Consider the following 16,591-nt stretch of genomic DNA (forward strand, 5'->3'; position numbering starts at 1 on the left):
TAAAATTTGGGTTATTATTAAAAAACAATAATCAAATTAATAATTTTGTTCCAACAAAAAAATTCGTTAGCATTTTCTCAAACTCAATGAATTTAATATCTGAATTGTACTCTACCTCATTTTAAAATCCTTTTCATTTAGAGTGTAACTCCACGTAGATATTTTTTCTTTTCCATCTATTTTTTCTTCTATATTAATCAATAGTTTATTATCATCAATCCACGAGAATTCTATAATAAATGCTGATTTATCTACTTCTTTTGGCAACTCATTTATTTTTATAATATCATTTGAATTTAAATCTAATATAGCAATATGTGTTGTAAAATCTTCCTCATTAGTTCTATACATACATGCAAAATATGTATTGTTGAGATTGAACTTTTTACCATATCTCCATCGTATACTTCCATCTAGTGTTTCTTTTCTTTTTGCCCTTAGTCTGCTCTCACCGTCAAACTCAATTATATTGATGGTTTTATTATCTGAAGAGTTTGTATACGATATCATATTATCTTTGATTTCATGAATTTCATGAACCATAGAGCATTCATCTGTTTCTCTTTGTCCAATTTTTACTCTTTCACCATTTAGATTATAAACAACTATTTCTTTCTCCCCATTGTCAAAATATCTTTCATATAACAATTGATTCTTATTTAACCAACCTATAATAATATTTTCTGCATATTTATCTTCAGATATTTTTATTTCCTGTTTAGTTTCTATATCAAATATGAAAATTTCGAACTTGTTAACATCGTTTTTATTAGATATATATGCTAATTTTTTGCTATCAGGCGAAGTATGGATATTTTCATTCCAATAACAATTATTATATGGATTTGATTCATACGCTTCTTTATCTAGTTCTTCGTATGTTTTGCCATTGTATGTGCTATCTGATATCTTTTCTAGTTGGTTAGTTTTACTATTTATCTGCCAAAGCGAATCTCTACATTCTATAAAAAATTTCTTGCAATCTGGTGTCATTGTGAATCTGCTTAATCCACTATACGTATCTTTTGGTATAACGATCGTATTTCCATTATAAAATTTTTGAAATTTCATTGTTTTCACTCTATTATATTCCTCATATGTAGCTTTGAATGTTTCAAAAGGCATTATTGACATACCACTACCATACATAAATCGTTCTATACTTTTAGCTTCTACCATGTTTTGTTCAATTTGAACCCAATTTTCTTTTAGATAATAACCATCTTCTGTAACATTGTCTACCATATGTGCGTTTGGATCATTTTTGATTGCTTCTATTTCTTCCTTTGTCATGGCTCTAGATTTTTTATCAACAAGCGATTCATGTATTTCATCGAAATCACTTTGTACTAATATCCTTTTTAATAATGGATTACCAAAGCAAATATCTATCACCTGAAAATACTTATCACTAAATAATGTCCATCCACTGGAGTTAGATACCTCGTCAATTCTGTCATTTTGAGTAGTTTGTATGTTATTTAGGGATTTATTGCCATCAAAAATAATTAAACAACATATCACGCATCCAAGCAGTAATATACACATGTATATAAATGCTCTTTTCTTCATAATTCACCTCTTCTAACTAATAGCGTTTTCTTTAAATTTATTTAAATCTATCTCTTTATTACATAGCTTTAGAGTACTATCTTTATGAGAAATTATAAAAACTATTTTTCTGTTAAAATATTTCTTTAGGTTATTGATTATATTTTCCTCTATAGCCTTATCTAATGCACTATTGATCTCATCTAGTATTAATATATCTGCTTCTTTTAGTAAGGCTCTTGCTATACAAATAATCTGCTTCTCTCCACCTGAAAGATTTAGGTTTTTTTCGTTTACTAATGTTTGATAACCATTACTTAACGACTTAATCTTATCATGTATGCCTAAGTCTTTGCATATTTCATAAACTTTATCTTCGCTCACTGTTCCAAAGCTACTTATATTGTCTATAATCGTAGCTGGAAATAGATGAATGTTCTGAGGAACACATGATATCTTTCTTAAAATTTCTTTTTCTGAAAACTGTTTTTGCTCTAAATTATTAATATACACATTATCCACTATATAGCATCCACAGATAATATTTGTTAATGTCGTTTTACCTGAACCATTACTCCCCTTTATTGCTACTACATCATTTTCATTAGCTGTAAAACTTAGATTTCTCAAGATGTGTTTATCTTTGTAACTGAAATTTACATCATCAAATTTTATTTTATTAATTCTAAAATCAATTTTATGACTCTCACTGTTTACGCTCTTAAACTCATCTGCAAAGTTTATTATCCTATTGAGTGATGTATTTACATCCTTTAATACTATATCAGTTTCTATTATAATCCTTAACTGCGTTGATAACTGTATCGAATAAGAATACATAGCAAATATTGAGCCTATGTTAATCGTTTTGTATATATACAATATACCTCCCACAAATAGTGTAATTACTCTGAAAACTGATATTAGAAAGAAACTGAAATTTTTAAATATACTTGTTTTTTTGTTTAGATTAACATAAGTATCTAAGTTTGTTTTATTCCTTTTGTTTAATATATTAATACATTTATCTTCTAAGTTAAATATCTTTATACTAAGTATACCAGTCAAAAAGTTCTTAAGATCAATAAATAAACTTTCTTGTGATACCTTGTACTTGAAATAAAGCTTCTCTAAAGATTTGGCGAATACTCTCTGTATAATTGCTATTATAATAAAAAACACTATGATAACCAATGTAAGTGTTATGCTAATATTAAACATCATACCAAATAGCGCAAATATATGAACTATCGTCACTACTAAATAAAAAAGTCTCGAAAATGCTTGCTCTAACTTCTCTGTGTCTCTAATAATTTTATTTATTATCTCCCCTTCACTTTTAGTATTTAGTAGATTCATATTTGCACTGAAAATTTTTCTATAGCAATAAGTTTTTATATCATTCTCTATTCCTTTATTTATCTTGGCAAAATTGATCTTTATAAATATATCGCAACCATCCCATAATAAATATAGCATAATCGTTGCTAAAAAGTGTAAAAATAGTCCTTTAACTGTTGCATTACCCGTTTCAAGGCTATGTATCATTTTGCCCAAAATATAAGGTATAGTAACTGATGATATTATTACTATAATTTCTAGTATAAATACTAAAAAAGCTCTTTTTTTATATGGCTTTATATAATCCCAAAAAAATTTGATATTTTTTCTATACATAATAACATCCCTTTTCCAAATAATTGTCATTTTGTATATTGTACCATTTTATGATACCAAAGACAATATTCTATATATTTTTACAAAATAATAAGGAGACTCTTTAATAATCTGAGTACTCCTTTAGTCCGAGGGATATTTATCTTTTCTTTTTTATCAAATCCGGTCTCACTCTCTCTGTTAGCTTTATTGACTCACTGTTTCTCCATTCTTCTATTTTTTGGTGATTTCCTGAAAGCAAAATCTCAGGTACCTGTATACCATTGAACTCTCTAGGTCTTGTATACTGTGGATACTCTAATAAACCGTTGTAGTGAGATTCTTGCTTATAAGACTCTTCACTTGATAATACTCCTGGTAAAAGCCTAGATACTGAATCTATTAAAACCATAGCAGGTATTTCTCCACCTGTGAGTACATAATCTCCTATAGATACTACTTCATCAACGTATTCATCTATGATTCTTTGATCTATACCTTCATAATGTCCACAAAGAATTATTAGATGCTCTCGTTCTGATAATTCACTAGCTTTAGCTTGATTAAACACTTTACCCTTAGGGCTAACGTATATAACCTTTGAATCGCTTGTTTTAACGCTTTCTATAGCTCTAAATATTGGTCCTGGCTTCATTACCATACCTGGCCCTCCACCAAAAGGGTAATCATCAACTCTATTGTGTTTATCATTTGAAAAATCCCTTATATTATGATAATGGACTGATACTATGTTCTTATCTATAGCTCTTTTGATTATACTATGATCAAATACCGAATTAAACATCTCTGGAAATAAAGTCAATACATCTATTTTCATCTATTCTATCATTCCTTCAATAGGATCTACTATGATTTTTTTCTCTTTTATATTAATCTCTTTTACTATATCTTTTACTGCTGGGAGTAAAACTTCTGATTCTTCTGTTTTAACTACATAAACATCGTTTGCTCCTGGCTGTAATACATCCATAACTTCTCCTAAGTATTCACCGCCAAGAAGATAAACTTTTAGCCCTACTAAATCAAATATAAAGTACTCATCTTCTTCTAACTTTTTTAAGTCTTTTTCATCTATTGTTATGTATTTATCTTTAAAGCATAGTACATCGTTTATATTGTCATACTCTTTAAATTTAACCATAACTACATTTTTTTTATACCAAACGCTTTCTAATTGTAATTTCATACTGTCTACATAAACTTCTTTTAAATCGTCGTAACGATTTATATCACTTGTAAGCGGTAGTACTTTTACAAATCCTTTTATTCCATGTGTGTTTATTATTTTGCCAACTCTAATTTTCTCTACCATAAGCACCTCGATAAGTTTATAATAACAAAGGGTGTATCAAATATCTTTGACACATCCCCTTTTGTTTTAAGTATTGTAATCGATTAAATTATCTCAACTACTACTCTTTTATTTTCTTTTATAGCTGCAGCCTTTACAACTGTCCTAATAGCTTTTGCAATTCTTCCTTGTTTTCCAATGATCTTACCCATATCATCTGGGGCTACCTTTAACTCAATAATAACTGATTGAGTCCCTTCTATCTCAGAAACATTTACTTCATCTGGCTGATCCACTAGTGCTTTTGCTATTATTTCCACTAACTCACCCATGTTTTCACCCCCTAAAATCTAAGCTTTCTTAGATTCTTCAAATTTATCTAATATACCATTGTTCTTGAAAAGGCTATTTACTGTATCAGTAGGTTTAGCACCAACTTTTAACCACTTTATAGCTTTCTCATCATCTATTTTAATAACTTTAGGTTGTGCAACTGGATTATAGTATCCTACTTCTTCAATAAATCTTCCATCTCTTGGAGAACGAGAATCAGCTACTACTATTCTATAAAAAGGTTTCTTTTTTGCACCCATTCTTTTTAATCTGATTTTTACTGCCATGTTTTCACCTCCTTCAAAGATTTACAAAATTTATTTGAAAAATGGCAAGCCAAATTTTCCTCTTTTCTTCATGGATTTCTCCATGCCTGAAAACTTTTTAAGCATTTTCTTTGTTTCTTTAAATTGCTTTAATAACTTATTTACATCTTGGATACTTGTTCCACTACCCTTTGATATTCTCTTTCTTCTGCTTGCATCTATTATTGTAGGATTATGTTTCTCATCCTTGGTCATTGACTTTATTATAGCTTCTACATGTGCTAACTCTTTATCATCAACTTTTAGATTTTTTAGTTGTTTGTTATTTACTCCAGGTATCATGCCCAGTAATTCATCTATTGGCCCTAAGTTTTTCATTTGCTCAAGTTGGTCTAGAAAATCATCTAACGTAAATTGTTGACTTCTAAGTTTCTTTTCTAGCTCCATTGCTTTTTTTTCATCTATATTTGCCTGAGCTTTTTCAATCAAACTAAGCACATCACCCATACCAAGTATTCTTGATGCCATTCTATCTGGATGGAAAGGCTCTATATCATCTAGTTTTTCTCCTAAACAAACAAATTTTATTGGTCTCTCGGTTACTGCTTTTATTGAAAGTGCTGCTCCACCTCTTGCGTCTCCATCAAGCTTTGTAAGTACAACACCACTGATATCCAGTTTTTCGTTGAATTTTTCTGCTACTGTAACTGCATCTTGACCTGTCATAGAGTCTACAACTAGCAGTATGTCGTTTGGCTTTACTTCTGCTTTGATATTCTCTAACTCATCCATCAAATTTTCATCTATATGAAGTCTACCTGCTGTATCTATTATTACTACATCGTTACTATTTTTCTTAGCATGTTCAATTGCAGCTTTTGCTATGTCTACAGGGTTTTGTGTCCCCATCGAAAACACAGGTACATCAACTTTAGATCCAACCACCTGTAATTGCTTTATTGCAGCTGGTCTATATATATCACATGCTACCAGTAAAGGTCTCTTGCCTTTTTTTAGTAACATTTTACCTAGCTTACCTGAAGTAGTAGTCTTACCTGCCCCTTGTAAACCACACATCATTATAACAGCTGGGGAACCTGAAAGTTCTAGTTTGCTTTCTTTTTGTCCCATAAGTTCAGTTAATTCTTCATTTACTATTTTAATAACATGTTGACCTGGAGTTAAGCTTTCCATTACTTCCTGACCAACTGCTCTCTCTTTTACTTTGTTAATGAATTTTTTAACTACTTTAAAGTTAACATCTGCTTCTAACAATGCAAGCTTGACTTCTCTCATGGCATCTTTAACATCTTTTTCAGTTAGCTTTCCTTTTTTCTTAAGCTTGCCCAGTGCGTTCTGAAGTTTTTCTCCTAAGCTTTCAAAAACCATGTTTTACCTCCTTGCAGTTTTAATAATGTCTAATACTACTTTTTCCATTCCTTGTAATTGAAGCATAATGTCTTTATCATTATTAACCGTTTGATTTATCTTTAAAACATCTATATATTCTAATATCTTCTCCATATTAACTACACTATTATCAAACTTTTTAACAAGTCCTAGTTTCTCTTCAAATGAATAAAGTTTTTTCTCTGCACGCTTAATATTATCATACACTCCCTGTCTGCTGATATTAAGCTGCTCTGAAATCTCACTTAGTGACAAATCATGAATATAATATAGCTCTACTGCCTCGTATTGCTTCTTACTGAGTAGATTTCCATAAAAATCAAATAAATATCCAATCTCAAAGAATTTATCCATGATGTTTTCCACCTTTTTAGTGTAAAGTTTTTTACTTGACAGTAGTTATTTTACATCAATTAATATGTTTTGTCAACATTATTCTGAAAAAATAGCATCTACAAATGATTTTGGATCAAATTTCTGTAAATCATCGATTCTTTCACCTACTCCAACAAGTTTTACTGGAACTTTTAATTCAGCGTTTACTGAGAATACTACTCCACCCTTTGCTGTCCCATCTAACTTTGTAAGTGCTATAGCTGTTATGTCACATGCTTCTTTAAATGTTTTTGCTTGTAACACAGCATTTTGCCCTGTTGTTGCATCTACCACTAATAATACCTCTTTAGTTGCATTAGGGTATTCTCTTTCAACAACCCTAAATATCTTATTTAACTCATTCATAAGGTTTTTCTTATTGTGTAGTCTACCAGCTGTATCACAGAATAATATATCTGTCTTTCTTGCTTTTGCAGCTTGAACTGAATCATAAATTACTGCTGCTGGATCTGCGCCTTCACTATGGGAAATTATATCTACTCCTGCTCTATTAGCCCATTCTCCTAGTTGCTCTATTGCAGCCGCTCTAAAAGTATCTCCTGCTGCAATAAGAACTTTTTTACCTTTACTCTTATACTTATTTGCAAGCTTTCCTATTGTTGTTGTCTTTCCTACTCCATTTACTCCAACTACAAGAACTATCGCAGGTGAAGGATCAACGGTAAGTTCATGACCACCTTCACAGTCATTAAGTAATTCTATTAGTTCTTCTTTGATTAAGTCTTTTATAGCGTTTACGTCTTCTATCTTTCTTTCTTTAACCTTATCTTTTACATCCTCAACTATTCTCATAGTTGTTTCAACACCAATATCTGCTGTTATAAGTATTTCTTCTAAATCTTCAAAAAGCTCCTCATCTATCTTTCTATAATTCTTTAATACATTATTTATTTGAGCAGACATATTGTTTCTAGTCTTTGTTAATCCTCTTTTTAGTCTCTCAAACATACTAAGCTTAGGTGCTTTCTCTTCCTCTTTTTTCGGTTCTTCCTTTTCTTTCTCTTCTTCTTTTGATTGATTTACTTTAATCTGTTCTTCTTTCTCTTCTTTTATTTCCTCTAAAGGTAAATCATCAGCTTCTTCTTTAGTATCTTGCTCTACAGTTTCAGCTATATTTTGTGTTTCTTCTTGCTTTTTTTTTCCAAAACCAAATATTTTCTTGAACATCTTTTTGCCTCCTAAATTATGAACTTAACTAGTTGCTACTTCATCTAGTATATCATCTAATCTAACTGATATTACTTTACTTACACCTTTTTCTTGCATTGTCACTCCATATAATGTATCTACTGATTCCATTGTACCTTTTCTATGAGTTATGACTATAAATTGAGTATTATTAGAGTAATGCTTCAAATAATCTGCAAATCTATAAACATTCGCATCATCTAATGCAGCCTCAATCTCATCTAATATACAAAATGGCGTAGGCTTTAGCTTTAGTATTGCAAACAGAAGAGCTATAGCAGTTAGTGCTTTTTCTCCTCCTGATAAAAGCATTATGTTTTGTAGCTTTTTACCTGGAGGTTGTGCTATAATCTCAATACCTGAGGATAGTATATCTTCCTCATCTTCGAGTTTGATATCTGCTTTTCCTCCTCCAAAAAGCTTAACAAAAACTTCATTGAAATGCTTCTTTATTAATACAAAGTTCTCTTTAAACTTGTCCTTCATCTTTGTTTCCATATCTCTTATTACTTGATTTAATGAAGTCTTAGCATCTGTTAGATCATCTCTCTGACTTGTCATAAACTCGTATCTTTCACTTACACTTATGAACTGCTCTATAGAGTCTAAATTTATATTTCCTAATGCTCTTATTGATTTTCTCAATTTACTAACTTCACTCTTAACAATATTGATATTTTCTATTTCTTCTTTGTAACCTGATGCCATTTGATAAGACATCTCGTATTCTTCCCATAGTCTATTGTTGTAGTTTTCTAACTGAATATTATATTTTTCACTTTTTAGCTCTACTCTTTGAAGTTCTTCATTGTACTCATTAAGTTTATTCATAACCAATTTAAACTTTTCTTGCGCTTTATCATATACTTCGATATGCTCTTGTTTTTCTTCTTTATAGTCTTCTAGCTTTTCTGCTAACTTCTCTAAAGCAATTTCCATTTCTTCTTTTTCTTTTATAAAGTTATCTCGATTTATTTTATTTTCATTGATTTTTTTATTATTCTCTTCTAATAATAAACCTATCTCTTCTAACTTTTTTGTACTATCATCTTTACTTTCATCTAATCTAACAATACTCTCACTTATATGTCTCTTGTTTTCTATAGACGAAGCCAGCTTCATCTGCATCTGGATTATTTCTTTACTTTTTTGCTGGTACTCCTCTTTAGCTCTATTATTAGCTTCTTCAATTTCATCGATGTGTTTTTTAATTATTACATTTTCATCGTTTAGTTTCAATATTTCCTCGTTTAATCTATCTAAATCATCTCTAGAACCAATATTTTCTTCAGTTAATGATTCCCTTTGCTGATTCAATTTATTTATAGACAACTCGATGTTTTGTATGCTTTCTTCATCTTTTATTATTTCATTTTTAAGATTAATTATTTTGACCTTTAATGCATCTAACTCATCCTTCTTGTCATTGCTATCTTCTTCTGTTTCTTTTATATCATTTTTAAGTTTTATACACTCATCTTCTATTATTTTATATTGTTTTTTATTTTCTGTTATTTTTTCTTCTAATTCATCAATTATTCTTTTTCTAGATAGCAAGCTTGTATTTTTCTTGTTATAGCTTCCACCTGTTATACTCCCCCCCGGACTAAGTACGTCTCCATCAAGTGTTACAATCTTAGCATACTTATTTAGAGATTTTAATAGCTTTATGCCATTGTCTAGATTATCAACGATTATAGTCTTGCCAAGCAAATGCTCAAATATATTTTTATATTTACTATCATAATCTATTAGATCACATGCTATGCCTATAAAACCTTCATTACTGCATCTTTGATTTATTCTATTGCCTTTTATTAAGTTCATTGGCAAAAAAGTTACTCTTCCAAGCTTATTTTTCTTGAGATATTCTACCGCTGATTTTGCCGATACATCATTTTCTGTTACAACATTCTGTATACTAGCACCTAATGCTATCTCTATAGCTCTTTCATATCTCTGATCTACTTTTATCAGCTCTGCTACTACTCCTTTAATCCCTTTTGAAAAGCTATGATATCCTTTGGAAGCAACGAGTATGTTCTTGACACTCTTGTAAAATCCATCATACTCATCCTCCATATCTTTTAAAAGTCTAGCCTTTGATATTGCACCTTGTAGCTCCCCTTTTATGTTATCCATTTGTTTTACTTTATCATTAAATAAATTCACTAGATTTGTTCTTTTATTTCTATTTGAATCTATGTCAATACTGATATCTGTAAGTCTTTTTTGTTCAATATCAACCTTGTCTTTGTTACCCGCAAGATGCACATTTTTCTCATCTATTTTACTTTCATATTCCTTTATTTCTGTGTTAAGCTGGTCAATTCTTTTGTCTATGTTCTTGTTAAATGACTCCATCATATTTATTTTGCTTTTTTTCTCTGCTTCTAGATTTAAGTTGTGTATTAACTCTGATTTTTTTTCTTCTATCAGATTTTGATTTTCTGTTATTTTTATCTGTGCTTCATCTAATCCACCTCTGCCACTTTCAAGGTGGTTTTCAATCGCTGATATATCTTTTGTTAAAGTTTCTAAATCTAAATGTGTCTTTCCTTTCTTCTCTTTTATATCAGAAATATTTTGTTTTGCAAGTACAGATTCTTTTTCTAATCTCTCATTTTCAGCATTCAAAAAGATATTTCTTTCATTTATTAAAAGAATATCTCCTTCTTTTTTCTCTATTTTACTGTGCATATCATATTTGATATCTGAATCTATTTCTATTACCTTGCTTATTTCATCTATCTTAGCTTTATAGTCGTTTAGTTTTTTTTCTATTGTTTCATTTTCTATTGTATAAAAGCTTTTTTGTTTTTGTAATGATTCTATTTGTCTTTTTAAGACCATCTTTTTTTCTTCTATGTGATCTATCTCATGTACAAACAAATTTATTTCATTTTTCTTAAGCCTTTCACTTAGCTCTAAATATTTCTTCGCTTTTCTTGACTGATTTTCTAGTGGTTCTATTTGACTTTCTAACTCAAAAATGATGTCATTAATTCTAGAAAGATTATCCTTTGTCTTTTCTAGTTTTCTCTCTGCTTCTTTTTTTCTAGTCTTATATTTAACAATACCCGCAGCTTCTTCAAATAAATTTCTTCTATCTTCTGATTTTGTGCTAAGTATCTCATCTATACGACCTTGTCCAATTATTGAGTATCCATCTATACCTACTCCTGTATCCATAAAGAGTTCCTTAATATCTTTTAGTCTACATGCAGTCTTATTTATATAATACTCACTATCTCCTGAGCGAAATACACGCCTTGTTATATTAACCTCTGAATAATCTAATGGAAGTTTTTTGTTTTTGTTATCCATTACTAGAGTTATCTCAGCATATCCTACAGGTTTACGAGTAGAGGTTCCTGAGAAAATAACATCCTGCATCTTACCACCTCTAAGGGTTTTTGCACTCTGTTCTCCTAGTACCCATCTTATAGAATCTGATATGTTACTTTTACCACTTCCGTTTGGCCCTACTACACCTGTTATACCTTCTTTAAACTCTATGGATGTTTTATCTGCAAAGGATTTAAAACCATTTAGCTCTATCCTCTTTAAATACAAATTTAACCACCTCATTCGCTATTACGGTTTTTATTACTATATTAATCCATTTTCTTTTAAGTATTTTTTAGTATATTTTTTTATATCTATATCAATTATCTCATCTTTAATATACACTTTTATTTCTTGTTTTAATTCGTTATTAGCCTTAATATTAACCTTATTTATCCTAAATACTTTAGTTATATGATTTATATTTGTTTTTTTATTGCCAACAAAGTTAGATATTTGTTTACTAGATATGTCGACCGATATGCTCTCTGTATCCTTTATATCATTCTCAGCGAATGATTCATCTATTATTAACCTGTATATATAGCTCTCAGTAAGCTGTCTGAATGCTGGATGAAATGGTCCAGCTAATACATCATTTCCTTCTGTTATATTATCTGTCGGTTGCAAACCTACTCTTATGACATTGATTCCATTAAAAGTAAACATCATCAATAGCTTTGCACTTATTCTCACAGCTTCTTCTAAGTTTACTGGTTGATATTCTCCTGATGAAAGCATATCTGCAAGTAGTGTTTCTTTTAATACTAATGTAGGATATATTCTAACTATATCTGGCTTTAACTTTATAAACTCTTTAGCTGTTTTTATACACTTTTCTTCGTTATCTCCTGCTAAGCCAATCATCATTTGTAATCCCAATGTAAATTTATACTCTCTTATCAGTTTTACAGCATCATATACATGTTTAATGCTATGACCCCTATTGCTTAACCTGAGGACTTCTTCATCTAACGATTGTACTCCTAACTCAATAATATCTACTCTATTTTCTTTTAATATATCTAGTATATGTCTGTTTATATAATCAGGTCTAGTCGAAAGCTTTATCTTATCTATCCGCTTACTGTCTTTGTAGCTTTTAGCTACTGCTAGTAGTTCTTTTTGAATAGTTAAATCTATGGCTGTAAAGCTACCTCCATAGAATGCAATCTGCTTCTGGCAATCATCACTCATTGTCTTAAGATTTCTTTCTATGATAAAAATTACCTGCTCTTTTGTCATACTCGTACTTAATCCAGTAATCTTTTTCTGATTACAAAACACACAATCATTAACGCACCCTTGATGTGGCACGAAAATAGGAATTATTTTTATTTTTTTACTCATTTAATAACCCTTCTTTGTCTAGTGCTTGCTTTGCAGCGTTTTGTTCTGCTTCTTTTTTACTTTTACCCTTACCACTTCCTATTACTATATCACAATTACTTACATCAACATAGAATATTTTGTTGTGGTCTGGACCTTCTTCATTTACTACGGTATATTTGATATTGCATTTTTCCATTTGTTGCATATGCTCTTGTAATTGTGTTTTATAATCTAAGAATATTTTGCCTTCTACTGCACTATCTATTATCTCTATCATATTACTGAGTATAAATATCTTAGCCTTTTCCAAACCAGCATCTAGGTATATAGCACCAACTATTGATTCAAATGTATCTGCTAGTATTGAAACTCTCTCTCTTCCACCTGTTGCCTCTTCTCCTCTACCTAGCAATAGGTATTTGCCAAACTCAAGCTTCTTTGACATATAATCAAGCGAACGTTCACATACAACTATAGCTCTAAGTTTTGTTAGCTCACCTTCTGGATAGTGGTTATATTTTTTAAATATATAATCACTTATTACTAATCCAAGTACCGCATCTCCTAAAAACTCTAGTCTCTCGTTGTATTTTATATTTAATCTTCTGTGTTCGTTTGCATACGAACTATGTGTAAGTGCTCTATTTAATAATTCTAGATTTTTAAAATTATATTTTATTATATTTTGCAATGAATTTAACTCATGCATCCGTTTCGGTTTGATTTTATTCATACTATCCTCCAACTATGTTTGATAATATTATAAATACCTTAATGCTTCTTAAAATATTGATAATATTATCTATTTTTATAAATATAAAGCCCCGATTATTTTTTCAGGGCTGTCTTGTTAAACGAGTTTCTCTATATACTCTACTGCATCCTTTACAGTCTTTATGCTTTCAGCTTCGTCATCTGATATTTCTATATTAAACTCATCTTCAATAGCCATAATTAGTTCTACAATATCTAATGAATCAGCTTCTAGATCATTTTGTAATGAAGTTTCTAAGGTTATATCTTCAGCAGGAACAGATAGTTGTTCATGTATGATCTTTACCAATTTTTCAAATACCATCTTGCCACCTCCTTCATGTCTTACTAGATTATATTATACAATATTTAGCTAATTATTCAAGTCTTCTACTTCATCTTTTATAATATTTACTACATTTGCATCTACTATGTTTTTCGCCTGCTTTATGGCATTCTTTATAGCTTTAGCATTCGAACTACCATGTGCTTTGATAACTGGTGATTTTAGTCCTATCAGTAATGCCCCACCATATTCACTATAATCCATTTTTGCTTTAAGTTCTTTCAATCCTGATTTTATCATTAAAGCACCTATTTTATTTTTTAGCGAACTCATAAACACATCTTTTATCTGAGAAAACAGCATCTTAGCAATTCCTTCTGATAGTTTAAGTATAGTGTTTCCTACAAAACCATCACAAACCATTACATCAACTATACCCTCTGGTATATCTCTTGCCTCAACGTTCCCAACAAAATTAATATCTGTATTTTTTAATAATTCGTAGGATTCTTTAACTAACTCATTTCCCTTACCTTCTTCAGTACCTATATTGACTAAACCAACTTTAGGATTTGGAATCTTTAAAATTTTATTAGCATAAATTGAACCCATTATAGCAAACTGTTTTAAATACCTAGCTTTACAATCAGCGTTTGCTCCTGCATCTAATAGTACACTTGGACCACCTTTACTAGGATAAAATGGTGCTATTGCTGGTCTATCTATACCTTTTATCCTGCCTACTATAAACAGTCCACCTGCTAGAAGCGCTCCGGTATTACCAGCTGATACAAAAGCATCTGCTTTACCCTCTTTAATTAATTGCATTCCAACTACTAATGAAGAATCCTTCTTTCTTCGAATTGCTTTTGCTGGTTTATCTTCGTTTTCTATTGTCGTATCTGCATTTACTATCTCGATTCTAGAACCATTATAATCATGTTTTTTTAGCTCTTGGCTGATTAACTCTTCTTTTCCTACTAATACGACATCTACTCCTAACTCTAAAGTAGCATCTATTGCTCCTTTGACATTAGAAATTACACCATGATCCCCTCCCATAGCGTCAACAACTATTTTCATGTTATCCTCCTTAATTATCCTAAATTATTCATAGAAAATCAATAATATTGTATTTTAGAAAACTACAACATATTCATCAAATTTCCATAAATTATTCAGAATTATTTCTCTAAAGCAACTAAAATAAACTTACCTCTGAATACTTGCTTTTGGTTAGAGTATATAAATACATGAACAAAGTACTTGTTGTTATCTCTAGTTCTGACTACTTCTGCTTTAGCTATTAGTTTTTCACCTGCTTCTACTGGTTCATTGTATTTGATATTTGCTACTCCTGTCAGCGCAACGTCAGCATCTATAACTGCCATAGCTATTGATTCAGCTTGTGCATATATGTAATGTCCTCTAACTATGTTAGTTTTCTTAAATGCCATCTGGCTATCAGTCTCTAGTATTGAAATACCGTTTTTACCTAAATTTAAGTCAACCAATTCTCCTACTATCTCTGTTCCACCAATTGCTCTTACTTTAGAGTAATTTAATTCAGCTACGTTCTTTATTCTTTCTCTAAGCTCAGGAATACCCAGTTCTAACCTATCAAGTCTAATAGTTTGTATGCTTACATTGTATTTTTGCATTAGTTCTTCATCCGTTAGAAATGGATCTTCCTTTAGGCTCTGTTTTAATCTAATCTGTCTTTGTTTTTTTGGTAGCTTTGCTGTCATAAGCATTCACCTCATTTATTACTAAATATACCACCTATTATTAAGATTATAATAAGAACATGATAATTTCAAGATAATATTTAAAATTCCGTTATATTAACAAAAAGATAGCGACGTAATCACTATCTTTTTTTACTACTCTACCTCAATTACTTCTTTATTTTTATAATATCCACACTCAGGACAAACTTTATGAGGAACTTTTGGTTCATGGCATTGTGGACACTCTACAATTGTAGGTGCAACTGCTTTTGAGTTTGCAGATCTTCTTTTATCTCTTCTTGCTTTTGAAGTTTTACGCTTAGGTACTGCCATCTGTAAACACCTCCTTAATTACTTTAAAAAATTCTTTAACTCGCTCAATCTTGGATCAATATCTTCAATATCACAATCACATTGTACTGTGTTAAGATTTTGTCCGCATTTTGGGCAAATTCCTTTACAATCTTGTTTACATAAGCTTTTCATAGGCAAATTATACAGTATTACTGCTCTTGCTATATCAGCAATGTTGATTTTGCCACTTTCATGAAAAAATATAATATTTTCATATATATCTTCATCTTCGCTTTTTTCTATAATTTGTCCTGAAAATTTCTCTTGAACCTCTCTTTTAAAAGTCTCTAGACATCTATCACATACGTCACCACATTTATATTGAATATTTCCAATAATGCATATATCTTTGCCATCTACTTTATAGATGTCAAACTCTATATCAACACCACCATCAAATTCAATCATTTTAGCATCTAACGCTAAGGGTTCAATAGGAATATTTTCTTTTACAGAAATTTTTAACTGTTCATCATTAATGATATTCGTTATATCAATTTTCATTATATTCACCTCATGAACATAGCCAAAACTAATTATAATAAATAAGTTGCCATTTTGTCAAGTTTAACGCTAATTATTTCTAGAAAAATAAGATTATAATTATATAAATTAATAATAGCTAACATCTGTAACGCCTTGTATTTAAGGCGTTACAGATAAAATATAAATAGAT

Annotated in this window: 17 protein-coding genes; all 17 read right to left on the reverse strand. The window is 30.2% G+C overall.

What is annotated here, in order from left to right:
* Positions 1-111 precede the first annotated feature (111 nt).
* A complete protein-coding gene (locus P3X86_RS04380) occupies positions 112-1,572 on the reverse strand; it encodes a hypothetical protein (RefSeq protein ID WP_483291408.1) in 1,461 nt (486 codons plus the stop codon).
* Between the two features lie 12 nt (positions 1,573-1,584).
* The gene (locus P3X86_RS04385; protein ID WP_483291409.1) at positions 1,585-3,228 is read right to left on the reverse strand and encodes an ABC transporter ATP-binding protein; all 1,644 of its coding nucleotides are present in this window, start codon (positions 3,226-3,228) and stop codon (positions 1,585-1,587) included.
* A gap of 139 nt (positions 3,229-3,367) precedes the next feature.
* The gene (trmD, locus tag P3X86_RS04390; RefSeq protein WP_483291410.1) at positions 3,368-4,045 is read right to left on the reverse strand and encodes a tRNA (guanosine(37)-N1)-methyltransferase TrmD; all 678 of its coding nucleotides are present in this window, start codon (positions 4,043-4,045) and stop codon (positions 3,368-3,370) included.
* Complete coding sequence (gene rimM, locus P3X86_RS04395) at positions 4,046-4,540, reverse strand: ribosome maturation factor RimM (RefSeq protein WP_483291411.1); 495 nt, start codon at positions 4,538-4,540, stop codon at positions 4,046-4,048. It lies immediately after the preceding gene.
* Positions 4,541-4,623: 83 nt separating this feature from the next.
* Entirely contained in the window at positions 4,624-4,851 is a 228-nt protein-coding gene (locus P3X86_RS04400) for a KH domain-containing protein (protein ID WP_483291412.1), read from the reverse strand.
* Between the two features lie 18 nt (positions 4,852-4,869).
* Entirely contained in the window at positions 4,870-5,139 is a 270-nt protein-coding gene (gene rpsP, locus P3X86_RS04405) for a 30S ribosomal protein S16 (RefSeq protein WP_483291413.1), read from the reverse strand.
* Between the two features lie 30 nt (positions 5,140-5,169).
* A complete protein-coding gene (gene ffh, locus P3X86_RS04410) occupies positions 5,170-6,507 on the reverse strand; it encodes a signal recognition particle protein (RefSeq protein WP_483291414.1) in 1,338 nt (445 codons plus the stop codon).
* A 3-nt stretch (positions 6,508-6,510) separates the two neighbouring features.
* Positions 6,511-6,882: a YlxM family DNA-binding protein gene (ylxM, locus tag P3X86_RS04415; RefSeq protein WP_483291415.1), complete on the reverse strand. Its 372-nt coding sequence runs from the start codon at positions 6,880-6,882 to the stop codon at positions 6,511-6,513.
* A 78-nt stretch (positions 6,883-6,960) separates the two neighbouring features.
* The gene (gene ftsY, locus P3X86_RS04420; RefSeq protein WP_483291740.1) at positions 6,961-7,872 is read right to left on the reverse strand and encodes a signal recognition particle-docking protein FtsY; all 912 of its coding nucleotides are present in this window, start codon (positions 7,870-7,872) and stop codon (positions 6,961-6,963) included.
* 243 nt (positions 7,873-8,115) lie between these two features.
* On the reverse strand, positions 8,116-11,688 hold the full coding sequence (gene smc, locus P3X86_RS04425; protein ID WP_483291416.1) for a chromosome segregation protein SMC: 3,573 nt from the start codon (positions 11,686-11,688) through the stop codon (positions 8,116-8,118).
* 36 nt (positions 11,689-11,724) lie between these two features.
* On the reverse strand, positions 11,725-12,810 hold the full coding sequence (locus P3X86_RS04430; RefSeq protein WP_483291417.1) for an elongator complex protein 3: 1,086 nt from the start codon (positions 12,808-12,810) through the stop codon (positions 11,725-11,727).
* Complete coding sequence (rnc, locus tag P3X86_RS04435; RefSeq protein WP_483291418.1) at positions 12,803-13,525, reverse strand: ribonuclease III; 723 nt, start codon at positions 13,523-13,525, stop codon at positions 12,803-12,805. The genes P3X86_RS04430 and rnc overlap by 8 nt, the downstream gene beginning before the upstream one ends.
* 117 nt (positions 13,526-13,642) lie before the next feature.
* Positions 13,643-13,870 carry an acyl carrier protein gene (gene acpP, locus P3X86_RS04440; protein ID WP_483291419.1) on the reverse strand — a complete coding sequence of 76 codons (228 nt, stop codon included), beginning with the start codon at positions 13,868-13,870 and terminating at the stop codon, positions 13,643-13,645.
* 48 nt (positions 13,871-13,918) lie between these two features.
* The gene (gene plsX / locus P3X86_RS04445) at positions 13,919-14,914 is read right to left on the reverse strand and encodes a phosphate acyltransferase PlsX (protein WP_483291420.1); all 996 of its coding nucleotides are present in this window, start codon (positions 14,912-14,914) and stop codon (positions 13,919-13,921) included.
* A gap of 101 nt (positions 14,915-15,015) precedes the next feature.
* Positions 15,016-15,579 carry a transcription factor FapR gene (gene fapR / locus P3X86_RS04450; protein ID WP_483291421.1) on the reverse strand — a complete coding sequence of 188 codons (564 nt, stop codon included), beginning with the start codon at positions 15,577-15,579 and terminating at the stop codon, positions 15,016-15,018.
* 135 nt (positions 15,580-15,714) lie between these two features.
* A complete protein-coding gene (gene rpmF, locus P3X86_RS04455) occupies positions 15,715-15,894 on the reverse strand; it encodes a 50S ribosomal protein L32 (RefSeq protein ID WP_483291422.1) in 180 nt (59 codons plus the stop codon).
* 18 nt (positions 15,895-15,912) lie between these two features.
* Positions 15,913-16,419: a YceD family protein gene (locus tag P3X86_RS04460; RefSeq protein ID WP_483291423.1), complete on the reverse strand. Its 507-nt coding sequence runs from the start codon at positions 16,417-16,419 to the stop codon at positions 15,913-15,915.
* Positions 16,420-16,591: the final 172 nt, after the last annotated feature.

This window comes from Abyssisolibacter sp. ZYX002, from assembly GCF_056892235.1.